The 22,432-nt window shown below is 70.1% G+C and carries 19 protein-coding genes, 1 tRNA gene and 2 pseudogenes; 13 read left to right on the forward strand and 9 right to left on the reverse strand.

The window, feature by feature from the left end:
• Nucleotides 1-68: 68 nt before the first annotated feature.
• Genes ACFJGU_RS15105 through alr form a run of 4 tightly spaced genes read right to left on the reverse strand, consistent with a single transcriptional unit; the run spans nt 69 to nt 4,196 of the window.
• A complete protein-coding gene (locus tag ACFJGU_RS15105; protein ID WP_382304319.1) occupies nt 69-755 on the reverse strand; it encodes a response regulator in 687 nt (228 codons plus the stop codon).
• A complete protein-coding gene (locus ACFJGU_RS15110; protein ID WP_382304321.1) occupies nt 752-2,038 on the reverse strand; it encodes a sensor histidine kinase in 1,287 nt (428 codons plus the stop codon). The genes ACFJGU_RS15105 and ACFJGU_RS15110 overlap by 4 nt, the downstream gene beginning before the upstream one ends.
• Nucleotides 2,035-3,003, reverse strand: coding sequence for a D-alanine--D-alanine ligase (locus ACFJGU_RS15115; RefSeq protein ID WP_382304323.1), 969 nt, complete (start codon nt 3,001-3,003; stop codon nt 2,035-2,037). The genes ACFJGU_RS15110 and ACFJGU_RS15115 overlap by 4 nt, the downstream gene beginning before the upstream one ends.
• Entirely contained in the window at nt 3,000-4,196 is a 1,197-nt protein-coding gene (gene alr, locus ACFJGU_RS15120; protein ID WP_382304325.1) for an alanine racemase, read from the reverse strand. The genes ACFJGU_RS15115 and alr overlap by 4 nt, the downstream gene beginning before the upstream one ends.
• Nucleotides 4,197-4,447: 251 nt before the next feature.
• Between alr and ACFJGU_RS15125 the strand changes: the two are divergent.
• The 8 genes and pseudogenes from ACFJGU_RS15125 to ACFJGU_RS15160 all read left to right on the forward strand — a co-directional run.
• Nucleotides 4,448-4,894 (forward strand): annotated as a pseudogene (locus tag ACFJGU_RS15125) (glycoside hydrolase family 97 N-terminal domain-containing protein); the annotation flags it as partial.
• Between the two features lie 65 nt (nt 4,895-4,959).
• Nucleotides 4,960-5,145: pseudogene (locus ACFJGU_RS15130) on the forward strand (hypothetical protein); the annotation flags it as partial.
• The gene (locus tag ACFJGU_RS15135; RefSeq protein ID WP_382310387.1) at nt 5,146-7,035 is read left to right on the forward strand and encodes a glycoside hydrolase family 97 catalytic domain-containing protein; all 1,890 of its coding nucleotides are present in this window, start codon (nt 5,146-5,148) and stop codon (nt 7,033-7,035) included. It abuts the pseudogene before it with no gap.
• 25 nt (nt 7,036-7,060) lie between these two features.
• Nucleotides 7,061-8,329 carry an ABC transporter substrate-binding protein gene (locus ACFJGU_RS15140; RefSeq protein ID WP_382304327.1) on the forward strand — a complete coding sequence of 423 codons (1,269 nt, stop codon included), beginning with the start codon at nt 7,061-7,063 and terminating at the stop codon, nt 8,327-8,329.
• 3 nt (nt 8,330-8,332) lie between these two features.
• On the forward strand, nt 8,333-9,289 hold the full coding sequence (locus ACFJGU_RS15145) for a carbohydrate ABC transporter permease (protein ID WP_382304329.1): 957 nt from the start codon (nt 8,333-8,335) through the stop codon (nt 9,287-9,289).
• The gene (locus tag ACFJGU_RS15150; RefSeq protein WP_382304331.1) at nt 9,282-10,100 is read left to right on the forward strand and encodes a carbohydrate ABC transporter permease; all 819 of its coding nucleotides are present in this window, start codon (nt 9,282-9,284) and stop codon (nt 10,098-10,100) included. The genes ACFJGU_RS15145 and ACFJGU_RS15150 overlap by 8 nt, the downstream gene beginning before the upstream one ends.
• Nucleotides 10,101-10,102: 2 nt before the next feature.
• Nucleotides 10,103-12,229: an alpha-galactosidase gene (locus ACFJGU_RS15155; RefSeq protein ID WP_382304333.1), complete on the forward strand. Its 2,127-nt coding sequence runs from the start codon at nt 10,103-10,105 to the stop codon at nt 12,227-12,229.
• Entirely contained in the window at nt 12,226-13,152 is a 927-nt protein-coding gene (locus tag ACFJGU_RS15160) for an aldose epimerase (protein ID WP_382304335.1), read from the forward strand. The genes ACFJGU_RS15155 and ACFJGU_RS15160 overlap by 4 nt, the downstream gene beginning before the upstream one ends.
• A gap of 9 nt (nt 13,153-13,161) precedes the next feature.
• Here the strand turns inward: ACFJGU_RS15160 and ACFJGU_RS15165 are convergent, their stop codons facing one another.
• Nucleotides 13,162-14,022, reverse strand: a complete 861-nt coding sequence (locus tag ACFJGU_RS15165) for a helix-turn-helix domain-containing protein (protein ID WP_382304337.1) — start codon at nt 14,020-14,022, stop codon at nt 13,162-13,164.
• A gap of 144 nt (nt 14,023-14,166) precedes the next feature.
• On the opposite strand from ACFJGU_RS15165, the gene ACFJGU_RS15170 reads away from it, so the two are divergent.
• Nucleotides 14,167-16,800 carry a glycoside hydrolase family 97 catalytic domain-containing protein gene (locus ACFJGU_RS15170; protein WP_382304339.1) on the forward strand — a complete coding sequence of 878 codons (2,634 nt, stop codon included), beginning with the start codon at nt 14,167-14,169 and terminating at the stop codon, nt 16,798-16,800.
• 41 nt (nt 16,801-16,841) lie between these two features.
• Here the strand turns inward: ACFJGU_RS15170 and ACFJGU_RS15175 are convergent, their stop codons facing one another.
• Entirely contained in the window at nt 16,842-18,221 is a 1,380-nt protein-coding gene (locus ACFJGU_RS15175; RefSeq protein WP_382304341.1) for an NAD-dependent succinate-semialdehyde dehydrogenase, read from the reverse strand.
• 64 nt (nt 18,222-18,285) lie between these two features.
• The gene (locus ACFJGU_RS15180; RefSeq protein ID WP_382304343.1) at nt 18,286-19,044 is read right to left on the reverse strand and encodes a hypothetical protein; all 759 of its coding nucleotides are present in this window, start codon (nt 19,042-19,044) and stop codon (nt 18,286-18,288) included.
• Between the two features lie 96 nt (nt 19,045-19,140).
• Between ACFJGU_RS15180 and ACFJGU_RS15185 the strand changes: the two genes are divergently transcribed.
• Both ACFJGU_RS15185 and ACFJGU_RS15190 read left to right on the forward strand, forming a co-directional pair.
• Complete coding sequence (locus tag ACFJGU_RS15185) at nt 19,141-19,806, forward strand: DedA family protein (RefSeq protein ID WP_382304345.1); 666 nt, start codon at nt 19,141-19,143, stop codon at nt 19,804-19,806.
• Between the two features lie 43 nt (nt 19,807-19,849).
• A complete protein-coding gene (locus tag ACFJGU_RS15190; protein ID WP_382304347.1) occupies nt 19,850-20,422 on the forward strand; it encodes a putative glycolipid-binding domain-containing protein in 573 nt (190 codons plus the stop codon).
• A 75-nt stretch (nt 20,423-20,497) separates the two neighbouring features.
• Here the strand turns inward: ACFJGU_RS15190 and ACFJGU_RS15195 are convergent, their stop codons facing one another.
• The gene (locus ACFJGU_RS15195) at nt 20,498-20,974 is read right to left on the reverse strand and encodes a DUF2000 domain-containing protein (RefSeq protein WP_382304349.1); all 477 of its coding nucleotides are present in this window, start codon (nt 20,972-20,974) and stop codon (nt 20,498-20,500) included.
• A 100-nt stretch (nt 20,975-21,074) separates the two neighbouring features.
• Here ACFJGU_RS15195 and ACFJGU_RS15200 point away from each other — a divergent pair, with 100 nt between their 5' ends.
• A complete protein-coding gene (locus ACFJGU_RS15200) occupies nt 21,075-21,536 on the forward strand; it encodes an Lrp/AsnC family transcriptional regulator (protein ID WP_382304351.1) in 462 nt (153 codons plus the stop codon).
• A gap of 77 nt (nt 21,537-21,613) precedes the next feature.
• On the opposite strand, the gene ACFJGU_RS15205 is transcribed toward ACFJGU_RS15200, so the two are convergent.
• The gene (locus ACFJGU_RS15205; RefSeq protein WP_382304353.1) at nt 21,614-22,207 is read right to left on the reverse strand and encodes a DJ-1/PfpI family protein; all 594 of its coding nucleotides are present in this window, start codon (nt 22,205-22,207) and stop codon (nt 21,614-21,616) included.
• Nucleotides 22,208-22,317: 110 nt separating this feature from the next.
• Between ACFJGU_RS15205 and ACFJGU_RS15210 the strand changes: the two genes are divergently transcribed.
• Nucleotides 22,318-22,389: transfer RNA gene (locus tag ACFJGU_RS15210), tRNA-Gln, on the forward strand.
• Nucleotides 22,390-22,432 lie beyond the last annotated feature (43 nt).

A 22,432-nucleotide genomic window follows, 5' to 3' on the forward strand; every position in this document is an offset into this window, starting at 1 on the left:
GCCTCAGGTGCAGGGCTGCAGAAACCTCTGGTGCGGCCGAATGGCCGCAGGTGCCGGAGCCCTGGCGCTCAGACCAGGTCGTACTCGTAGGCGAACACGACGATCTGCACGCGATCGCGCAGCGCCAGCTTGCGCAGGATCGAGCCCACGTGCGTCTTCACCGTCGACTCGCTGGTGAACAGCGCCTTCGCCACTTCGGCGTTGGAGGCCCCGCGCGCCACGGCGTCGAACACGTCGCGCTCCTTCTCGGTGAGCGTGCCGAAGCTGTCCGGGGCGGGAGCCCGCTCCGGGAACCGCCCGCTCAGCAGCGCCGCGAGGTTCTGCGGCGCGAGCACGGCGTTGCCGGCGTGCACGGTGCGGATCGCGTCGATCAGCATCGCCGGCGTCGTGTCCTTCAGGATGAACCCGCTCGCGCCGTGACGGATGGCGGTGGCCGCCCGATCGTCGAGGTCGAAGGTGGTCAGCACCAGCACGCGCACCGGGTGCGTCCGCTTCTGCGCGCGATCGGGGAGGAAGATCCGGCGGGTCGCCTCGACACCGTCGAGTTCGGGCATCCGGATGTCCATCAGCACGACATCGGGAGCGAGCGCGTCGACGAGTTCCACGGCCTCCGCGCCGTCGCTCGCCGTTCCCACGACCTCGAGGCCGGCCTGCGCGTCGATGATCACGCGCATGCCTTCGCGGAAGAGATCCTGATCGTCGACGAGCAGCACCCGGATCGGCGGAGGCGCGACGGTGCTCGCCGGATCGCTCACGACGTCGCCGCCTCGAGCGGGCGGCCCGCGCGCACGGGCAGCGTCGCGGTGACGGTGAACACGTTCGAGCCCGCGGGGGAGTCGTGCACCTCGAGCGAGCCGCCCACGGATTCGAGCCGCCGCGCCATCCCGGCGAGTCCGCTGCCACTCGCCGAGATCGCATCGGGTTCGGCATCCGCTCCGGTGTCCGAGACCCCCTCCGAGTCCATCGGGGCGGGATCGGTGTGGTTCGTCACGGTGACGCGCAACCGGTCGTCCCATTGCCGTGTCACAGCGATCGCGCCGTCGCGCCGCCCGTGTTTCAGCGCGTTCGTGAGCATCTCCTGCAGCACCCGGAACGCCACCGTGGCGAGCTCGGGCGGCAGCGGCCGCGGCGACCCGAGGTCGGTCACGATGATCTCGTTGCCGCTGGCGCGCGTGGTGTCGATGAGCGTGTCGAGGTCGGTGCGGTGCTCCGGATCGCCGTCCGGCGACGCGAGTACACTCCGCACCTCCTGCAGCGAGGTCCGTGCCGTCGACGCGATGTTCGCCATCGTGCGCTGGAGAGCCGCGGGGTCGGCGCTGTCGAGGAACTGGGCCGACTCCGCCTGCGCCAAGATGACGGTGAGCGAGTGCCCTACCACGTCGTGCACGTCGCGGGCGAGCCGCGCCTGACCTTCCCGGAGTGCCGCGATCTCGGTCATCCTGGCCCGCTCGAGCTGAGCGCTCAGCGCCTCGGCCTCCGCCTCCGATTGCGAGCGCTGCGAGGCCCGGGCTGCTCCCCAGTAGCGGGCGGCGAGACCGGCGAACCAGGGCAGCGCGAGCACCCCGGCGATCATCGGCAGCACCACCAGCGGCCAGGAGATGCCGCTGTCGACGAGCGGCACGATCACGTTGCGCAGCACCCGCGTGCCCCAGAGGCCGTTGGCGAGGATGCCGACGTAGCTGATGGCGAAGAAGGTGGCGATCGGGATCGAGAGCCCGCTGGCCCAGAGGAGCGGACGGGAGCCCCAGCGCGCGAGACCGAAGGCGACGCCCACCACGGCCAGCTCGATCACCATGAGATCCGTAGTGGTGGCGGCCTGCAGCACCAGGAGTGCCCAGAGGATGCCGAACGACCACCACCCGGCGTGCCGCACGAGCGCGACGGCCACGGCGGTGCCGAGGGCCACGACGAGGGTGACCGACCCTCCGGCGTACCCGGAGTACGCGTTGGTGTAGGCCTCCCAGAAGCCCAGCACCAGGATGACGAACCCGATGGCGACATCGGGTGCCCAGGCGCGGACGATCGGCGAGTGCATCATGACATTATCCTTCGCGCGGCTGAACGGGCCAGGGCCGCCTCGACGAGCAGGTCGAGCAGGGCGGAGTAACGGATGCCGGCTGCCGCGAACATCCGGGGCACCTGTGACTGCGCGGTGAACCCCGGCGTGGTGTTGACCTCGTTGAGCACCGGGCCGTCGGCGGTGAGGAAGAAGTCGATCCGGGCGACGCCGGAGCAGTCGAGGGCGTCGTACATCCGCTCCGCCGCCCGCTCGAGCTCCCAGCGCTCCTCGTCGTGGAGCGCCGCGGGAACGCGGAAGACGGCGTTCCCGCCGTACTTGGACACGCGGTCGAAGACGCCGTCGACCACGATCTCCAGCGGCGGCGTGACGACGGTCGAGCCGTCGGCCCGGCGCAGTACGGCCACATCGATCTCGCGACCGATGAGGCGCTCCTCGATGAGGATGTGCTCGTCGACGGCCAGCGCGGCGTCGATGGCATCGGTCAGCGAATCGGCCGAGGTGACCAGCGACACCCCCACGCTCGATCCGGCGGAGACCGGTTTCACCACGACGGGCTCCCGGAAGCGGTACGCGTGCGCCGCGGACCGGTCGAGCAGCACGGCCGCGGCGGTGGGGATGCCGGCAGCGTTCGCGAGCAGTTTGGTGACCCGCTTGTCCATGCCGATCGCACCCGCGCCGATGCCCGATCCGACGTAGGGCACGCCGACGAGTTCGCAGAGGGCGGCCAGCGCGCCGTCCTCGCCGAGCCGCCCGTGCACCATGGGGATCGCCACGTCGCATCCGCGCAGCACCTCGGTCGCCCGCGACAGGCCGATCTCGGCTCCGGTGCCGTCGCACCACCGACCGTCGGGGTCGATGGTGAGGGCGACGACCTCGTAGCGCGACCGGTCCAGCCCGGCCGCGACGGCGGCAGCCGAGGCCAAGGACACCTCGTGCTCGGGGTTGCGCCCGCCCCCGATCACGACCGCCCGCAGCCGGCTCATGCGGGGCGCCCCGAGAGCGGTGCCTGAGCGTATGTTCGCGACTCCGCCGCCTCGCCGGCCGTGCCGCGCCGCGATCCGCCCACCGTGCGCCGACGCACCCGGCTGCCGACCCGCGTCACGATCTCATGCTCGATGGTCCCCGCCCACTCCGCCCACTCGGCGACGGTGGGTTCGCCCGCCCCGCCGGGCCCGAACACGGTGACCTCGTCACCGACTCCGGCCCCGGAGTCGCCGAGGTCGATGACCGCCTGGTCCATCGACATCCGCCCCACCACCGGATGCCGCCGGCCGCGCACCAGCACCTCCGCCCGCCCGGCCGCGCTGCGGGGGAGACCGTCGGCGTAGCCCAGACCGATGAGGCCGAGGCGGGTGGATCGTGGTGCCACCCAATCGTGCCCGTAGCCCACCGGGGTGCCGAGCGACACCGTGCGCACGAGCAGCAGCGGCGCCGTGAGGGTCATCGGCGACGCCAGCCGTGCCGTGCGGGAGAGATCGATGCCCACCAGTCCGGCTCCGACGCGGCACGCCGTGAAATGGGTGCTCGGCAGGGTGAGGGTGGCCGAGGTCGCGGCGAGATGCCGGATGCGCGGATCGAGCCCGGAGAGGCGGGCGACGTCGAGCCCCCACTCGAACAGCGCCCGGCCGAGGCGGTTGCTCGGAGCGCCGGGATCGTCACCGTCGGCCAGGTGGCCCATCAGGCCCACCACCCGGATGCGCCCGGCGGCCTCGGCCTGCTTCGCCTCGCGGCAGAGCTCGATCCAGCCCGTCGGCTCGGCGCCGTCGCGAGCCATTCCCGTGTCGAGGTGCAGGTGCACGTGTGCCACCCCGGTGGTGCCGGCGATCGACCGCAGATGGTCGACGCTCGGGATCGCGAGATCGACGCCGGCGTCGACGGCGGCCGGGTAGTCGTCTCCCGGATGACTCAACCAGCAGGTGGTCGGCGCGGCGATCCCGCTCCGGCGCAGCGCCAGCGCCTCGTCGATCGTGGCGACGCCGAGCCGAGCGGCGCCGTTGGCGAGCGCCGTCCCGGCGACGGCGACCGCGCCGTGGCCGTACCCGTCGGCCTTGACCACGGCCATCAGTTCGCCCGCTGTTCGTGCGGCGAAGAAGCGGGTGTTGGCGGCGACCGCGTCGAGGTCGACGGTGAGCAGCGGGCCGGCGGCCGTGATCGCCGCCGAGAGGAGTGACGTCATTCCCGGCACGTTACGGCGGCCGCAGGTACCGGGGCATCCGCCGGAGGTACAGGCAGGCCAGCCGCTGGTACCGTCTGCGTCGCGGGCGTCCCGGCCGACACAGAACGTCGAAACGTCCAGGCGCTGGGTTCTAAAGGCCATAGGTCGGGGGGCCGCGGGCGCGTTAACCTCGACATCGGGAGCTGCACCCGCTCCTTCCCGACACGACACCAGGAGACACCGTGGTCACCGACATCCTCCCCGCCGCCTCCGTGGTCCGCGGAGACGCGCAGGCCGCGGTCGAGGCGCACGCGGACGGCCTGCGGCTTACCGTCGACGGACCGGACGCGGGCACCGCTCTCACGATCCGTCTCGGCATCACCCTCGGCGGCGTCGACCTGGCATGTTCCAGCACTCTGCTGCGCTCGAGCATCCGCACCGTGGCCGACAGCCTCACCGCGGTCTCCGGCAAGGCGACCGGTCCGTGGGCCTTCGAGCACGAGGAGCTCACCGCGACGCTCCGGCACGAGTCCGGCCTCGAGTGGCGGGTCGTCGTGCGCCTCGCCGCCGACGGGTTCGCCCTGCGTTACGACGTCCCCGACCTGCAGGGCGTGTCGACGCTCGACGCCGAGGGCACGTCGTTCCCGCTCGACGGCTTCGACCGCGCCTGGGTGCTCGACTACCAGACCTGGTACGAGACACCCCGGATCGGCGTCGACGTGGCCGAGCTGGCGGCGGGGACTACGGCTTCCCCTTCCTCCTCCGCACCACCGGCGGAAAGTACATCCTCGTCACCGAATCCGGCATCGATGGCCGGTTCAGCGGAGCGCACGCGGTCGTCGAAGGCGCAAGCGAAGCGGATGCGGATACGGATGCCGGCGCGGACGGGCGGGCACCAGTCCTCCGCTTCCAGGCCGCCGACGCACGCACCGAAGTCGCTCGCGGCGCACTCACCCCCTGGCGGGTCTTCGTGACGGGAGAGCTCGCGACCGTGGTCGAGACCCGGCTGGTGGACGAATTGGCGCCCCCGCGGCATCCCCTCGTCGGCGATGCGTCCTGGGTGCGCCCCGGCCGCGCCGCGTGGTCGTGGTGGTCGGACTTCTACTCCGGCGCGCAGCTCGATGCGCAGAAGCACTTCGTCGACGTGGCCGCCGAGTTCGGCTGGGAGCACCTGCTGATCGACTGCGGCTGGGAGGAGACCTGGGTTCCGGAGATCGTGGCCTACGCCGCCGGGTTCGGCATCCAGGTGCACCTCTGGACCGTGTGGCACGACCTCGACGGCGCCGAGAAGCTGCAGAAGCTCGCTCTCTGGCGCTCCTGGGGCGTCGCGGGCATCAAAGTCGACTTCATGGAGTCCGAATCCAAAGACCGCTACCGCTGGTACGACTCGGTGCTCGCCGAGACGGCGCGACTCGGGCTCATGGTGAACTTCCACGGCTCGGTCATCCCGCGCGGCTGGGCGCGCACCTGGCCCCAGGTCGTGGGCTACGAGGCCATCCGCGGCTCCGAGTACTACGTGTTCTACAACGACCTCCCGCTGACGGCCGGCCACAACGTGATCCAGCCCTTCACCCGCAACGTGGTGGGCGCCATGGACTACACGCCGGTCGCGTTCACGGCGCCCGACCGCACCACGAGCGACGGCCACGAGCTCGGCCTGAGCGTGGCCTTCGAGTCCGGCATCACGAACTTCGCCGACGGGGTGGACGCCTACCGCGACCGTCCGCTGGCGGCCCGGCTCCTCACGGAACTCCCGTCCACGTGGGACGAGACGAGGCAGCTCGCCGGCACGCCCGACACCGAGGCCGTGATCGCCCGCCGCTCGGGCGACCGCTGGTTCCTCGGTGGCATCGCCACCGGGGCCGCACGCACCCTCGAGATCCCGCTGGCGCGCCTGGGGGGTGGACGCCGTCGCGCCTGGGTGGTCACCGACCTGCCCGGCGGCGAGGGCCACGGTCTCACGGAGACCGACAGTCTGGTCGAGAACACCCTCGTCGTCGACGTCGGGGCGGAGGGCGGATTCGCCGCCGTGCTCGCACCCGTCGGGACCGAGCTGTTCCGCGCCGCAGCGGCCGAGCTCGAACCGGCGCCGTCGGTCGAGCCGTCGCTCGGGGAACTCGACGCGGCCGGACGCGCGTCCGTCACCACCGAACCCGGCGCATCCGTGCGGGTGCCCCCGGGTTGGCAGGCCGAGCAGCGCGACGCGACGACCTGGATCGTGACCGCGCCCGATTCCCTCGCGGGCGGCGCCCTCGGGGTGATCGCCGTCGAGAAGCCCGGTCGCCGCGGAATCCCGCTGGTCGCACACGCCCGGCTCGTGAAGCCCCTGACCAGGGGCTCCGAGGTGGTGCTGTCGACGTTGCCGATGCTCGACTTCCAGAACGAGAACGGTCCGGTCGAACGGGATCAGAGCAACGGCGGCGGCAACCCGGCCGACGGTCAGCGGATGCGCGTCGCCGACGCCGAGTTCGACCACGGCTTCGGCGTGTCGACCCCATCCGCGTTCCGCATCGCCCTCGGCGGCCGCGCGGAGCGCCTCACCGGCTTCGCCGGCGTCGACGACGAGACACCGGGCACCACCGCCGTCGCGATCGTCGAGGCCGACGGACGCGAGCTGCTGCGCCTGACCCTCGCCGCGGGTGCCGACCCGATCGCCTTCGAGGTCGATCTGGCCGGTGCCGGCATCCTCACCCTCCGCACGGAACGCCGGCCCGGAGACGAGCCCGTTCCCTTCACCCGCGCTCCCCACTCCTTCGAGTCGGGCGCCCCGGATGCCGCCCACGTGGACTGGGCAGCCCTCGTCCTCACCACCCCACCCCTGCACCATTCCGACGCAATCACATCACGCGACGATCACTGACGATCGCGCACAGAAAGGGAAACCCATGCACAAGAGATGGCTCATCGCCCCGGCGCTCCTCGCCGTCGGCGCTCTGCTGGCGGCTTGCTCCGGCGGCAGCCCTACGAGCACCGGCGCGAGCGACGAGAAGGTCACGATCACCTACGGCGTCTGGGCCGGCACCCAGACTCCGGCGATGAAGGAGATCGCAGCCGCCTTCACCGAGGAGAACCCGAACATCACCGTGAAGGTCGAAGAGCGCCCCTGGCCCGAGTACTGGTCGACACTGCAGACCGGCGCGGCCGGCGGAACGGCTCCGGATGCCTTCTGGATGCTCGCCCAGAACATCCAGCCCTACGCGGCCGGCGATCAGCTGCTCGACATCAGCGACGCGATCGACTCCGAGGGCGTCGACCTGGCGAAGTACCCGAAGGCGGTGCTCGACCTCTACGACCAGGGTGACGGCAAGATCTACGGACTGCCGAAAGACGTCGACACCAACGCGGTCTGGTTCAACAAGGCCATCTTCGACAAGGCCGGCGTCGCCTACCCGAGCGCGGACTGGACCTGGGCCGACTTCCGCGAGACGGCGAAGAAGCTCACCGACCCCGCCGCCGGCGTCTGGGGCACGGCCGCACCCATCGACTACCAGGGCGGCTACTACAACACGATCTTCCAGGCCGGCGGCCAGGTCATCTCCGACGACGGCAAGACCGCGCTGATCGACACTCCCGAAGCCCAGGCCGGCATCACGTTCTGGACCGACCTGCAGGCCGACGGCTCGTCGCCGACGCTGCAGCAGCTCTCCGACACCGAGGCCGAGACCATGTTCGAGCAGGGCAAGATCGGCATGTACATGTCGGGCGCCTACTGGGCGCTGAAGCTCTACGACAACAAGGAGATCCAACCGAACGTCGACATCGCCCCCCTGCCGGTCGGCGAGGAGCGCGCCACGGTCACGAGCGGCATCTCCAACGTCGGCTACGCCGGAACGAAGCACCCGGATGCCGTGAAGAAGTTCCTCATCTTCGCCAGCGGCGAGCAGGCGGCCGAGATCCAGGCCAAGAGCGGAGCGGTGCTGCCCGCGTACGCCGGCACGGAGAAGACCTGGATGGCGGCGATGCCGGAGTTCACGAACCTGCAGGTGTTCATCGACGCCAAGGAGTACTCGGTGCCGCTGCCCGTGCAGGGCAACGCGGCGGAGTGGCAGGGCGAGCAGACCAAGTACCTGACCGACGCCTGGAACGGCACCGCCACCGTCGAGGACGCCACGAAGCAGTACGCCGATGCGATCGACAAGGTCCTGGCCGAGTAACCGATGACCTCGACCCTCACCCGGCCGGGGCGGCTGCAAGCCCGCCGCCCCGGCCCGGCCCCTTCCCCCTCCTCCCGCCGCCGCAAGCGCCAGCGGATCGACTGGTGGGCGATCGTGATGATCGCCCCGGCCTTCATCGGTCTTGCCGCGCTCTACTTGTGGCCGTTCATCTCCACCTTCGTCAAGAGCTTCATGGACGTGCCGGTGTTCGGCGCCGGCGAGTTCACGGGCGTCGACAACTACACGAAGCTCCTCGGCGACGAGGACTTCTGGCGGGCACTCGGCAACTCGGCCCTCTACACGGGGCTCGTGCTGCTCGGCGTGCCGATCGCGATCGTGCTCGCCGCCTTGATCGAGCAGGCCGCGAAGGGTCGCACGATCTACCGCGTGCTCTTCTTCCTGCCGGTGGTCACCCTCCCGGTGGCCGTCGGCATGGTCTGGCGGTTCATCCTCAACGGCGACTTCGGGGTGCTCAACTACCTGCTCTCGCTGGTCGGCATCCCGGGGGAGTACTGGGTGGCCGACGACCGCTTCACCATCTACGCCTTCGCCGTGGTGGGCATCTGGATGGGCCTCGGCATCAACCTCATCATTCTCGGCGCCGGGCTGCAGAGCATACCCGTGGAGCTCTACGAGGCATCCGCCCTCGACGGCGCCGGACGCATCCGTCAGTTCTTCTCGGTGACCCTGCCGCTGCTGAGCCCCAGCGTCTTCTTCGTCACCGTGCTCACCACGATCTCGGCCCTGCAGATGTTCGACCTGGTGTTCGTGATGCTCGGCAGCATCAACAACACGGCCCTCGACGGCTCGAAGACCATCGTCTATCTCTTCTACGAGGCGGCCTTCGTGCAGTTCAAACAGGGCTACGGAGCGGCCATCGCCATCGTGCTGCTCGCCATCATCATGATCGCCACGGCGATCCAGTTCCGCCTGCAGAGGAGATGGGTGAGCTATGACTAACCGCGGACAGTGGCGCATCCACACCCTCCTGATCATTGCGGCGGCGTTCATGATCGTGCCGTTCGTGTGGCAGATCCTCACCTCCTTCAAGACCTCGAACGAGGTCTCGTCGCTGCCGCCGACGCTGTTCCCGGCCACACCGACGCTCGAGGGATTCGAGACCTTCTTCGGGTCGGTGCCCTTCTGGGCGCAGTTCGCGGTCTCGGCGATCTCGCTCATCCTGCGCGTCATCGGGCAGGTCTTCGTCGCGGCGTTGGCCGGGTACGCCTTCGCCCGCCTGCAGTTCCCGGGGCGCAACATCCTCTTCGCCCTGTTCCTGCTCATGCTGATGGTGCCGAGCCAGCTCTTCCTGCTCGGACAGTTCGACCTGATGAAGGGCCTCGGGTTGCTCAACACGCTGCCGGCCCTCGCCATCCCGGGCATGTTCAGCGCGTTCGGCACCTTCCTGATGCGCCAGGCGTTCATCACCATGCCGAAGGAGTACGAGGAAGCGGCCCGGCTCGACGGCGCCGGCACGCTGCGGGTGTTCTGGAGTGTCATGCTGCCCATGGCGCGGCCGACGATCGCGGCGCTCGCGGTGCTGACCTCGCTGTACTCCTGGAACGACCTGCTCTGGCCCCTGATCGTGACGCCGGCGGGCGACTTCCGGCCCCTGCCGGTGGGGCTCGCCAGCATGCAGGGGCAATTCGGCACCGACTACCCGGCCCTGATGGCGGGGGCGCTCGTCTGCACGCTCCCGCTCGTCATCGTGTTCCTCGTCCTGCAGCGGCAATTCTTCGCGGGCATCGCCAGCAGTGGACTGAAAGGCTAGAAATGGGCGTCGAGTCCGAAGAGACCATCGTGCATCTGAGGCGCGGGGAAACGAGTGTCGTCGTCGACCTCGGAGAAGGGCGGCTGCCCCGGGTGCTGCACTGGGGCAGCGATCTCGGCGAGCTGAGCGCCGGAGAGCTGGCGCAGCTGCGGACCATCACGCGTCCGACGGTGGGGGACAGCGCGGTGACCTATCCGCAGCCGGTGCCGGTCGTGCCTCAGCTGGCCGAAGGATGGCTCGGGAGGCCGGGTATCGCGGGAAACCGGGATGGGCGGGCCTTCGCGCCGCTCTTCCGCGACGCGGTGAACACGGTGAGCGCCGACTCGGTGCGCACCGTCGCCGCCGACCCCGAGTCGCAGCTCACCCTCACGGTGCTGCTGGAGCTGGGGGCCGAAGGGGTGCTCACCCTGCAGGCCGAACTGCGCAATGACGGCGCGGAACCGTACGCCCTCGACGGTCTCGAACTCGCGCTTCCGGTACCCGACACGGCGGACGAGCTCCTCGATCTCACCGGACGGTGGGCCCTCGAACGGGTTCCGCAGCGGCATCCGTTCCCGCTCGGCACGTGGCTCCGGGAGAGCCGCGGCGGCAAGCCGGGTCTCGACCACTCGACCTTCTTCGCCGTGGGCGCCACCGGGTTCGGTTTCGAGCACGGCCCGGTCTGGGCCGTTCACCTCGGCTGGAGCGGCAACCAGGTGCTGGCGGCCGAGCGGATGCCGGCCGGCACCCGGCACCTGCGGGCGGGCGAGTTGCTGCTCTCGGGCGAGCTCTCCATCGCGCCGGCTGAGTCGTACCGCAGCCCCGTCGTGTACGGCTCGTGGGGCGACGGTCTCAACGCCCTCTCCGATCGCTTCCACCGGATGATCCGGGCCCGGTCCGAGCATCCGTCCGGTCTGCGTCCGGTGCTGTCCAACACCTGGGAGGCGGTGTACTTCGACCACAACGTCGAGAAGTTGAAGGCGTTCGCCGACCGCAGCGCCGACCTCGGCGTCGAGCGGTTCGTGCTCGACGACGGCTGGTTCCTCGGCCGGCGCGACGACACCTCGTCGCTCGGTGACTGGGAGGTCGACCCCGAGGTGTGGCCGCAGGGCCTGGACGGGCTGGCTCAGCACGTGCACGGGCTCGGCCTGCAGTTCGGTCTCTGGTTCGAGCCCGAGATGGTGAACCTCGACTCGGAGCTCGCCCGCGCGCATCCGGAATGGATCTTCGACGGCGGCCACGGACCGGGACTGCCCTCGCGCTATCAGCACGTGCTCGACCTCGCGCACCCGGAGGCCTTCGCGCAGGTGCTCGAGCGGATCTCGGACCTGGTCGAGCGGCTCGGGATCGATTTCATCAAGTGGGATCACAACCGCTCCCTCACCGACGCCGGGCACAGCGACTCGGGTCGAGCGGGTGTGCACGACCAGGTGCTCGCGGCCTACGCGATGATGGACGAGCTGCGCCGCCGTCATCCCGGTCTCGAGATCGAGTCCTGCGCCAGCGGTGGCGGACGCATCGACCTCGGCGTCCTCCGGCGCACCGACCGCGTCTGGCCCTCGGACTGCAACGATCCGCACGACCGCATCGACATCCAGCGCTGGACCTCCGTGCTGCTGCCGCCCGAGCTCCAGGGCACGCACATCGGCGCCGAGGAATCGCACACCACGCACCGCGTCTCGACGCTCGACTTCCGGGCGTCCACCGCCTTCTGGGGCAATCTGGGCGTCGAGCTCGACCTCACGCAGACCGATCCGGAGACCTTCGAGCGGGTGAAGGGGTGGGTGGATGCGCACAAGCGGTTCCGCCCGCTGCTCCACTCCGGGCGCGTGGTGCGTGCCGACACCGCTCCCGAGATCCGGGTCGACGGGGTCGTGTCGCAGGACAGGCGGGAGGCCGTCTTCTCGTTCACGCTGCTGGGCCGGCCCGCGGCGTGGCCGCCGGCCCGGCTGCGGTTACCGGGTCTTGATCCGCACCGGCGGTACACCGTGCGGCTCCTGGCGCCGGGGCGGGAGGTGCCCGAGGGTCAGCAGCCGCCGTGGCTGGCCGACGGCATCACGCTGCCCGGTGCGGTGCTCGATTCGGTCGGTCTGGAAGCCCCGTCGCTCGATCCCGATCGCACGGTGCTCTTCCATCTCGTCGAGGCATGATCTCCGACGCTGTGCTGGCGGGCCTCCCGCTGGTGCGGCTCAGCGACGGCACCGGCCGGGTGCTCGCGGCGCTGTCGCCGCGGGCCGCCTCGCTCCGGTCGCTGACCGTGCGCGGCCTCGACGTCGTGGAGCCCTTCGTCACGGAGTCCGACGCGCCGGGCATGGCGGGCGCGACCCTGGTGCCCTGGCCCAACCGGGTCGAGGACGCCACCTGGTGGCACAACGGGCGCCGCCACGAGCTCGCGGTGACCGAACCCGAGCTCGGCAACGCCAACCACGGACTCCTGGCGGCCGACGACTTCGCGCTGCTCGGCCGCGACGAGGCGTCGGCCACGCTGGGGGCCGAGATCCGGCAGCGTCCCGGCTATCCCTTCGATCTCGACGTGGTGGTCGGCTACCGGCTGGCCGATTCGGGGATCACCGTGACGACCTCGGTGGAGAACCGGGGCACCGAACCCGCCCCGGTGGCGCTGGGGGCGCATCCGTATCTCCGCATCGGCTCGACCGCCCTCGAGGAACTGCGTGTGAGCGTGCAGGCGACGCACGCCTACCGGCTCGACGAGCGGCACATCCCACGCGAACGGTTCGCCGTGGCGGGAACGCCCTGGGACCTCAGGCGCCCGCGTCTAGTCGCCGACAGCCCGGCCCACGCCACCTTCGAGCTCGAGGCGGCCGACGGCGTGCTCGTGCACGCGCTGCACGGTCCGGACGGCGATCGGGTCGAGCTCTGGGCCGACGACGACTACCGCTACACCCAGCTCTACATCACGCACGAGTTCCCCTCGGCCGACGGACCGCGTCTGGCCGTGGCGATCGAGCCGATGACCGCGCCGCCGAACGCCTTGCGCACCGGCGAAGGGCTCCGCTGGCTCGCCCCCGCCGAGCGTTGGCGCACGTCCTGGGGCGTCCGCCTCGCTCCGTGAAGCGGCTTGCTACGCGTCCCTCGCGCGGAAGCCCGACGGGCTCATGCGATGGTGGCGGCGGAAGGCTCGGGAGAAATAGAACGCGTCCTCGTATCCCACTTCCGAGGCCACGTCGGCGATGGTCGCGTCGGTGGTGTCGAGCAGTTGGCGGGCCCGCGCCATCCGCAATGCCGTGTGGTGCGCGTGCACCCCGCCGCCGGTCGCCCGGTGGAAGAGGGCGGAGAGGTGCGACGGGGAGACCCCCACCAGGCGGGCCAGGTCGGGCACCCGCACCGATCCGTCGAGCCGGTCGCTGAGGTAGTTCATGGCGCGCTGCAGCGGATCGTCGGGCTGGGGCAGCAGGCGGTCGACGCTGATGTGGGCGAGCAGCTTCCAGGCCGCACCGGATGCCGCGACCAGCCGGGGCGGCGATTGGTCGCGTTCGAGGTTCGACACGATCTCGTCGAGCAGCGCCACCGCGCGGTCGAGGCCCCGGATCGGCACCAGCGGACGGGCGGCCGTCACGTCCATGCTCTCGACCAGTTCGGCGGCATCCGTTCCCGTCACGTGCGCCCACCAGATCGTCCAGGGTCGCAGCTCGTCGGCGCCGTAGGAGTGCGGCACCCCGCTCGGGATGACCAGGGCCTGCTGTGCGCCGATCCGGTGCACGGTGTCGCCGACCCGGGCCCAGCCGGTTCCCGAGGCGCAGACCACGACGATGGTGCCCTCGGCGCCCCGGGGCCGGTTCATCTGGTGCCCGATCGCCGTCGGGTAGTAGCCCACGTCGGTCACCAGCAAGCGCCGGGTGACCGGCCGTGAGAGCGCCTCGGCGACCACCGGCCGTGAGACGACCACGAGACGCTGGCCCTGGAATCCTTCTTGGATCGGCATGGCTCCATTGTGCTGTCCGATCGGAGAATGATCCAGGGTCATCCGCCGCTCCAGCGAGTCGCCCAGGCAATGCCGTCGATTCGTCCAGTCCGATCGCCGGAACGCGCATTCCTGCGAGGCGGCCCTCTCCCTACCCTCGGAGACATGCGAACCTCTGAGGGACGACGACGTCCTCGAACACTGGCCCTGGCAGCGGTCACAGCGATGGCGCTGAGCCTGCCGCTCCTCACCGCGAGCCCCGCGATGGCGCTCACCACCCACACCATCACCTCGCCCGACGGGACGATCAACCTCACCGTCACCGACCAGCCCGGTGGGGCCCTGACCTATGCCGTGACCGCCGGCACCACGAGCATCTTCGGCGACTCACCCCTCGGCATAGCCACCAGCACCGTCGACTTCTCGACCGGCCTGACCTACTCCGGCGAGACGCGCTCGGTGATCACCGAGACCTATTCGTTGCCGGCGGGCACGAAGCCGAGCTACCTCAACGACGGCCGTGAGATGACGCTCAGCTACACCAAGAGCGGTGTCACGATGCAGCTCATCGCCCGGGCGTACAACGACGGTATCGCATTCCGGTACCGGCTCCCCGGCAGCGGCGCGGTGAGCATCACCAACGAGACCACCGGATTCCGCCTCCCCACCACGAGCGGCGGCTGGGCGGCGCCGTGGAACTCCAACTACGAGCAGGACTACGTGTACCGCAACGCGGCGCAGTTGAACTCCGGCACCGACCTCACCATGCCCGCCCTCATCTCGGTGAACAACAACGCATACTACACGCTGATCAGCGAGGCGAACGTCTACAACTCCGGCGCCAGCTACGCCCCGTCGATGCTCGACGGCGATGGGGCGGGAACCGGGTTGCTCAAGGTCGCGCGCACGCCCGACCAGGCCTTCCCGCTCTCGGCGACCTATCCGTTCCAGACGCCCTGGCGCACCGCGATCATCGCGTCGAACCTCGACACCCTCTACAACTCCGACCTGGTGCAGAACCTCAACCCGCCCGCGGCCTCGACGCCGAGTTGGGTGAAGCCCGGCCGCGCCGCCTGGTCGTGGTACAGCGACGAGGACAGCGCATCCGATCTCGACAAGCAGAAGCAGATGGTGGACTTCGCGGCGTCCATGGGCTTCGAGTACGTCACCGTCGACTGCTGCTACACCCCGTCGGTCGACCTGCCGGCGATCTCCGCCTACGCCGCGCAGCGTGGCGTCAAGATCTTCGCCTGGGTCACGGCGGATGCCGCCCAGACTCCCGCGCAAGCTAACCAGCTCGTGGTCGACCACAAGGCCTACGGGGTCGCGGGGCTCAAGGTCGACTTCTTCCTCAGTGATTCGCAGGCGAAGCAGCAGTGGTACCAGTCGATCGGCGACGCCGCGGGCGCGAACCAGATGATGCTCGACCTTCACGGCAGCACGAAGCCGGGCGGCGAGAACCGCACCTGGCCGTGGGTGCTCACCAGCGAGGCCGTTGCGGGCACCGAGCACTACAAGTACCCGCCGCCCACCACGGCTGCCGCCGATGTGACCTACCCGTTCACGCGCGGGCCGATCGGCCCGATGGACTACACCCCGGCGATGATCTCGCAGAACTCCTCCGTGCTCACGCAGGGCCACACCTTGGCGCAGGCGATCGTCTACAACACCGGCATGATCAACTACGCCGACTCGGCCGCCGCCTACGAGCAATGGCCCGGCCGGCACCTGATGCGGGTGATCCCGACCACGTGGGACGAGACGAAGGTGGTCGAGGGCTTCCCCGGCGACCACATCACCCTGGCCCGACGCTCCGGCAGCGACTGGTTCATCGGTGCGATGACGTCGCCGGCCCGCACCGCGACGGTGCCGCTGTCGTTCCTCGGTTCGGGGAGCTACACGGCGACCATCTTCTCCGACAACGCCGCGGGCCAGGTCCAGGTCAGCACCCAGACCGTCACCAGCGCCACCACGCTGTCGCTGCCCATGATCGCCACCGGAGGGACGTCGGTGCAGATCTCCCAGACGCCGCTCGCGCAGATCGGGAGCGGCGACGCCCGCTACGAGGCCGAATCAGCGGCGAACACCCGAGGGGGCTCGGCGGCGGTCGCGGCCTGCAAGGGCTGCTCGACCGGCTCGAAGGTGGGGAACATCGGATCGGGCGGCTCGGTGACGTTCAACAACGTCACCGCCAGCACGGCCGGCACGCATCGGATGACGTTCAGCTACACCTCCGCCGATCCGCGATCGGTGCGCATCACCGTGAACGGAACCGTCCTGAGCACCCAGAACCTGCCGGATTCCGGTGGCTGGGAGTTCGTGAACAAATGGTCGGTCGACGTGCCACTGGTGGCGGGATCGAACACCATCACCTTCGACAACCCGAGCGCGTTCGCGCCCGACATCGACGCGCTCACGATCGAACGGCGCACCGAGGCCGAGGCGGCGGGCAACACCCTCTCGGGCGGCGCGGTGACGGCGTCCTGCGCCGGATGCTCCGGCGGAAGTCTCGTGAAGTCGCTCACCGGGAGCGCCGCCCTCGACGTCAACGGCCTCACGGTGGCTGCGGCCGGCAACCACACGGTGCGGCTCGACTACGCCAGTGCGACGGCCCAGACTGTGCAGGTGCGGGTGAACGGCGGCACCGCCGTGACGGTCGCGCTACCGGCCACCGGCTCGGCGACTGCGGTCGCCACGAAGACTCTCGGGCTGACGCTCGGCACGGGAGCCAATGTCATCCGGGTGACGGGCGCCTCGTCGGCCGGAGTGGGTGTGGATCGGATTAGCGTGGTGCGCTGACCCGATCCTTCCGAACCCTTGGGAAGGGGGCGGATGGGCCGCTACGCGATGCGGATGAGCTTCTTGTTCACGAACTCCTCCAGCGCGAAGCGGCCCATCTCGCGGCCGGAGCCCGAGCGCTTGACGCCGCCGAAGGGCAGCTCGGCCGCGTCGCCGAGAACCAGGTTGATCCAGACCATGCCGGCGTCGATCGCATCCGCCACTCGGAGGGCCTGCTCCTCGTCGGTGGTGTACACGTAGGAGCCGAGACCGAACGGGGTGTCGTTGGCCAGCCGCACGGCGTCGTCTTCGGAGGCCACGCGGTAGAGCGCCGCCACCGGGCCGAAGAACTCCTCGCGGTAGGCGTCCATGGCGGGCGTGACATCGGCGAGCACGGTGGGGCCGAAGTAGTTGCCGTCGCGGGACCCTTCGGCCAGCACGGTCGCGCCCTGCGCCTTGGCCCGGTCGACCTGCTCGCCGAGCCGCGCGGCGGCGGCGTCGGAGGAGAGCGGGCCGAGCTGGGTACCTTCGGCGAAGGGATCGGCGGGCTGCACGGCGGTGAACGCGGCGGTGAACTTCTGGGCGAAGTCGTCGTAGAGGCCGTCGAGCACGATGAACCGCTTGGCCGCGTTGCAGGACTGGCCGTTGTTGTCCAGGCGCGCGTTCACGGCATCCTGCACCGCGGCATCCACGTCGTCGGTGGAGAGCAGGATGAAGGGGTCGGAACCGCCCATTTCGAGCACGACCTTCTTGAGGTGCTTGCCCGCGAGCTCCGCGACCGCGGCGCCGGCACGCTCGGAGCCGGTGACCGAGACGCCCTGCACGCGCGGGTCGGCGATGACGGTGGCGATCTGGTCGTTGGTGGCGTAGATGTTCACGTAGACGCCCGCGGGTGCGCCGACGGATGCCGCCGCCTCGGCGAAGATGTCGGCGATCGCGGCCGCCGACTCGGGGCATTGCGGTGCGTGCTTGAGCAGGATGGTGTTGCCTGCCACGATGTTCGGGCCGGCGAAGCGCGCCACCTGGTAGTAAGGGAAGTTCCAGGGCATGATGCCGAGGAGCACGCCGAGGCCGGCGCGGCGGATGAACGCCGATCCTGTTCCCTCGTCGAGCTCGATCGGCTCGTCGGCCAGGTATTCGGCGCCGTGGTCCACGTAGTACTGGTAGATCGCGGCAGCGAAGTCGACCTCGCCGAGGGCCTGCTCGAGGGGTTTGCCCATCTCGCGCACCACGATCTCGGCGAGCTGCTCGCGCCGCTCGGTGTGCAACTCGGCGACCCGCGCGATCAGCGCGGCCCGCTCGGGAACCCCGACTTTGCGCGACCAGGTCTCGAACGCATCGGAGGCGGCGGCGATGGCGGCCTCGAGCTCCTGATCGGTGATCGTGGGGTACTCGCGCAGGGTCTCGCCGGTCGCGGGGTTGATGACGGCGTAGTCGCTCATGTCGTGCTCCTTCGATGGTGCGGGGATGACGTGATGGTATCGTTCGGTGGGCGTTCTCGGCAGATCAGGCTTCACCGCGCATCCGGCGCAGCCAGAGTCGTCGCCCGTCGATGTAGGGCTCGATGTCGGTGACGCGGAGGAGGGCGACGTCCTCGAACGGCACGTCGCGCGCCACCACCGCCAGGGTGCGCCCGCCGAGCGTCGTCGCCGCCCACCACACCGCGCCGCGCACCCACACCTCGAAGGGCTCGCGCCGCCCGTCGACCTTGAGGTCGACGATGCGGTCGGGGAGGTGCTCGGTGGGGGAGACGGGGCGGTACCAGGAGGTGGTGCGGGCCTGCAGGAGGTTCTCGCGGTGGCGCAGCCGGTCGACCACGGCGCGGCTGTCGCCGGTGCGCCAGTGCACGTGCACGTCGAAAGGATCGGCGAGGGCGGCTGTCGCTGCGCTCGCCGCCGTCGCTCCCTCGGCGGCGGCGCGGGTTCCGGACTCGGTCAGGCGAGCCTCGAGCGACGCCAGGGTGGCGGCGTCGTCACCGCCGCGCTCGTCGGCCGTCCCGTCGCCGCGGCCACCGGTCGCGAATCCGCTCACCGCCGCGGGGTCCTCGTCGGCCCGGGGACTCGGCGGGATGACCGCGGGCATCGCGCGCGCGTACGACAGCACCCGGGTCTGGCCGCCGAAATCCCACTCCGTCACCATGGAGAATCCGGGCCAGCGCACGAGGCCGTAGGCGTAGGTGGGAGCGTAGGTGGACCGCAGTTGCGCATCCGTCTCGTCGACATGCGTCCAGAACTCGTCGGGTGTCAGCTGGCGACCGAACTGCATGTCTCCAGCCTGCCACTCCGGGGAGCCGCTGTCGCCCCGAGATCGCCTCCGCTCGCGTGGATCGGGAGCGCAGCCGAACGGGCTAGGGTCGAGGTCATGGCGCCCACCGATCTCTTCAACATGCAGGGCACCATCGAAGGCGCGGGGGCGTGGGGCCTGCTGATCGTGTGCCTCATCGTGTTCGCCGAGACCGGGCTCCTCATCGGCTTCTTCCTGCCGGGCGACACGCTCCTCTTCTTCACCGGCCTGCTCACCTTCACCGGGGCCATCCCTTTCCCGCTCGCGGTGGTCGTCCTCTGCGTGTTCGTGGCCGCGTTCCTCGGCGATCAGCTCGGCTACGTGATCGGCCGCCGTGCCGGACCGGCGATCTTCGAACGCCGCGACTCCGGCATCTTCAGCCGCAAGAACGTCGATCGCACGCAGGCCTTCTTCGACCGCTTCGGCGGCTGGGCGGTCACCATCGCCCGCTTCGTCGGGGTCGTCCGCACCTTCGCTCCGGTCGCGGCCGGCGTCGGCAAGATGAAGTACACGCACTTCGCCGGGTTCAACGCGCTGGGTGCCGCGCTCTGGTCGACCGCGATCATCGTGCTCGGCTACGCGCTCGGCTCGATCCCTTCGGTGGCCGCGGTGGTGGAGCGCTACATGGAATGGGTGCTGATCGGCATCGTCGTGCTGACCGTCGGCTCGGCCGTGGTGGCCTACCTCCGTCAGCGTGCGGCCGCTCGCAAAGACGGGGTTCGCAAGCCCGCCGACCAGGAGTAGATTTCTCTCCACAGGATTCGCCCGATCGGCCGGGGGTGATGCGATGGAGAGCGTGACGCGCTCGCTCGCCTGGGCGCCTCCATCCGGACCGGGTCGCGAAGAGACCACGGTCATCCTCGACGACAACGGATGCACCGCGGTCGGTCACATCACCGGCACCGATCCACATCTGTTCGACGTCTACTACCGCATCGAGATCGACGACCAGTGGCGAACCCGCTACGTCCTCGTCTCGGAGACGCTGAGCGGTCGCAGCGTGGAGATCCGGTCGGGCGGGGACGGCCGCTGGTGGAGCGACGACGGGCGGCTTCTGCGCCACCTGGATGCCGCGATCGACGTCGACATCAGTGCGACCCCGTTCAGCAACACCCTGCCCGTACGCCGGCTCGGCATCGAGGTCGGCCAGAGCGCCGAGATCGTGGCCGCCTACGTGGACGTGCCCGCGATGACTGTGTCCGCCGACCCGCAGCGCTACACGCGACTCCTTCCCGACGTCTACCGTTACCAATCGCTCGACAGCGACTTCACCCGCGACGTGCTCGTCGACGAGCTCGGCTTCGTCCTGGAGTACCCGGGCCTCTTCTCCCGCGTGCCCGCGGGGCTCGAGCCCGTCTGACCCCGACTTCTTGCCCCTTCCGGCCCCAAAATCCCGGATTTGGGGCGTTTCGGGGCAAGAAGTCCGCGGTGCTGCTCAGAGCAGGCGCAGCTTCTTCACGAGGGCGTCGATGGTGGCACGAGGGCCCACGATGCTGAGGGCGCACACCTCGAGGTCGGCCGGCGCGGTCTCGGCGAGGGTCGAGAGGTACTCGTCGTACACGCGGGTGGTCTGCGCGCTGAGCGGCATGTCGGCCAGCCAGACACCGTCGGCGGCGAGCGCCTTGGAGCGCACGTTCGCGAGCCGCTCGGCGGTGGCGCCGAGCACCGTGCATCCGGCCCAGGGCAGTCCCGGATGCGTGTGCCCGCCGGCATCCACACCGTCCGGACCCTGCAGCCCGCCGATCGCCACCCCGGTGGCCGACGCGACGCACGCGACGGCGTTGACCATGCGCCCGGGCGGCAGCGCGGTGTCGACCACGATCGCCCATTTCAGACGAGCGGATCGGGTGGACTCGCCCGTCACGATCTGGCCCGGGGCGAAGGCGGGCGGCGTCGGATGCTCGATGGTCACGCGGTTCTCCTTTGTTCGGGATGCGACCACGAGAGTAAGCACACATGCAAGCGGCCTACAATTCATCCGTACTTAATACGATGACGAACGGTGGAACGCGATGCTCGACGAACTAGATACGGCCATCCTGCGTGAATTGCAGACGGATGCGCGGCGCACGAATCGCGACGTCGCGGCGGCCGTCGGCGTCTCGCCCACGACGGCGCTTGACCGCACGCGGGCCCTGCGCGAGCGCGGCGTCATCCGCGGCGCCACGCTCGACGTCGACCTGCCCGCCATCGGACGGCCCGTGCAGGCCCTGATCGCGGTGCGCATCCGGCCGCCGTCGCGGCGCAACATCGAGGCGTTCCGCAACTGGGTGAGCGCCCTGCCCGACACCCTCGGCGTGTTCGTGACCTCGGGCTCCGAGGACTTCCTCATCCACGTGGCCGTGCCCGACAACGACAGCCTCTACGCCTTCGTCATCGACCGCCTCACCGAACGCGCCGAGGTCGCCGACGTGCGAACGTCCGTGGTCTACGAGCACCTGCGCAACGACCGCATCCGCCCGGTGCGCAGCTGACGGCGAGTAACGGTGCATTTCAGAGTGACCGAGCCCCTATAGGCCACCACTCATGCTCAGATGCACCGAAACCGGCGTCACACGGGAGGTTCGGGATCGTATTGGATGCCGCGGCGCACCTCGATCGCGCGTTCGCGCCCGGCCAGCCGGGCCACGAGGTGCAGGGCGAGGTCGATGCCGGCCGAGACGCCCGAGGCCGTGACGATGTCGCCGTCGTCGACGAAGCGCGCCTCTGCCTGCACCCGGATGCTCGGGTCGAGTTCGGAGAGCAGGTCGAGCGACTGCCAGTGCGTGGTGGCGGGTCGGCCGGCGAGAATTCCCGCGGCGGCATATACCAGCGCGCCCGTGCAGACGCTGGCGAGAAGGGGAACGGATGCCCGCTGCTCGCGCACCCAGTCGAGCTCGGCCGGGTCTTTCAGTCGCGGCCGGGTGCCCTGCCCGCCCGGGTAGATCAGAACCTCGAGCGGGGGAGCCTCCGTGAGCGTCGTGTCGGGCAGCAGGCGGAGGCCCTTGGCGCAGCTGACAGGATCGAGCGTGTCGGCGAGCATCCGCACCTCGTAGCCGTCTTGGGGGTGGTGGAGGGTCCAGTAGGCGAGCACCTCCCAGGGCCCCACGGCGTCGAGTTCCTCGACGTTCTCGAACAGGAGGATGCCGATCGTCTTCGTGCTCACGTCCTCCACGCTACGGCCGGGGCCCGTCTCGCGCGAGCGCTGGGGCGCTTTTGGACAGACGGCCCGGATAGGCTAAAGTAAACCGTCGGCCCGGGCTACGGTGCGGCCGGTGGGGTATGGTGTAATTGGCAACACGGCTGATTCTGGTTCAGTTGTTCTTGGTTCGAGTCCAGGTACCCCAGCAAGACAAGGCTCCTCGTCGAGGGGCCTTTTTTGTCGCCCGTC

It is taken from the genome of Herbiconiux sp. UC225_62, assembly GCF_042694625.1.
Lineage (GTDB): Bacteria > Actinomycetota > Actinomycetes > Actinomycetales > Microbacteriaceae > Herbiconiux.

Excerpts from the sequence above, each read along its gene's own strand:
- ACFJGU_RS15185 (WP_382304345.1), top strand. The coding sequence starts at position 19,141 with ATGGCGCCCACCGATCTCTTCAACATGCAGGGCACCATCGAAGGCGCG.
- ACFJGU_RS15180 (WP_382304343.1), bottom strand. The coding sequence starts at position 19,044 with ATGCAGTTCGGTCGCCAGCTGACACCCGACGAGTTCTGGACGCATGTC.
- ACFJGU_RS15165 (WP_382304337.1), bottom strand. The coding sequence starts at position 14,022 with ATGCCGATCCAAGAAGGATTCCAGGGCCAGCGTCTCGTGGTCGTCTCA.
- ACFJGU_RS15190 (WP_382304347.1), top strand. The coding sequence starts at position 19,850 with ATGGAGAGCGTGACGCGCTCGCTCGCCTGGGCGCCTCCATCCGGACCG.
- ACFJGU_RS15175 (WP_382304341.1), bottom strand. The coding sequence starts at position 18,221 with ATGAGCGACTACGCCGTCATCAACCCCGCGACCGGCGAGACCCTGCGC.
- ACFJGU_RS15115 (WP_382304323.1), bottom strand. The coding sequence starts at position 3,003 with ATGAGCCGGCTGCGGGCGGTCGTGATCGGGGGCGGGCGCAACCCCGAG.
- ACFJGU_RS15150 (WP_382304331.1), top strand. The coding sequence starts at position 9,282 with ATGACTAACCGCGGACAGTGGCGCATCCACACCCTCCTGATCATTGCG.
- alr (WP_382304325.1), bottom strand. The coding sequence starts at position 4,196 with ATGACGTCACTCCTCTCGGCGGCGATCACGGCCGCCGGCCCGCTGCTC.
- ACFJGU_RS15140 (WP_382304327.1), top strand. The coding sequence starts at position 7,061 with ATGCACAAGAGATGGCTCATCGCCCCGGCGCTCCTCGCCGTCGGCGCT.
- ACFJGU_RS15200 (WP_382304351.1), top strand. The coding sequence starts at position 21,075 with ATGCTCGACGAACTAGATACGGCCATCCTGCGTGAATTGCAGACGGAT.
- ACFJGU_RS15170 (WP_382304339.1), top strand. The coding sequence starts at position 14,167 with ATGCGAACCTCTGAGGGACGACGACGTCCTCGAACACTGGCCCTGGCA.
- ACFJGU_RS15155 (WP_382304333.1), top strand. The coding sequence starts at position 10,103 with ATGGGCGTCGAGTCCGAAGAGACCATCGTGCATCTGAGGCGCGGGGAA.
- ACFJGU_RS15160 (WP_382304335.1), top strand. The coding sequence starts at position 12,226 with ATGATCTCCGACGCTGTGCTGGCGGGCCTCCCGCTGGTGCGGCTCAGC.
- ACFJGU_RS15145 (WP_382304329.1), top strand. The coding sequence starts at position 8,333 with ATGACCTCGACCCTCACCCGGCCGGGGCGGCTGCAAGCCCGCCGCCCC.
- ACFJGU_RS15110 (WP_382304321.1), bottom strand. The coding sequence starts at position 2,038 with ATGATGCACTCGCCGATCGTCCGCGCCTGGGCACCCGATGTCGCCATC.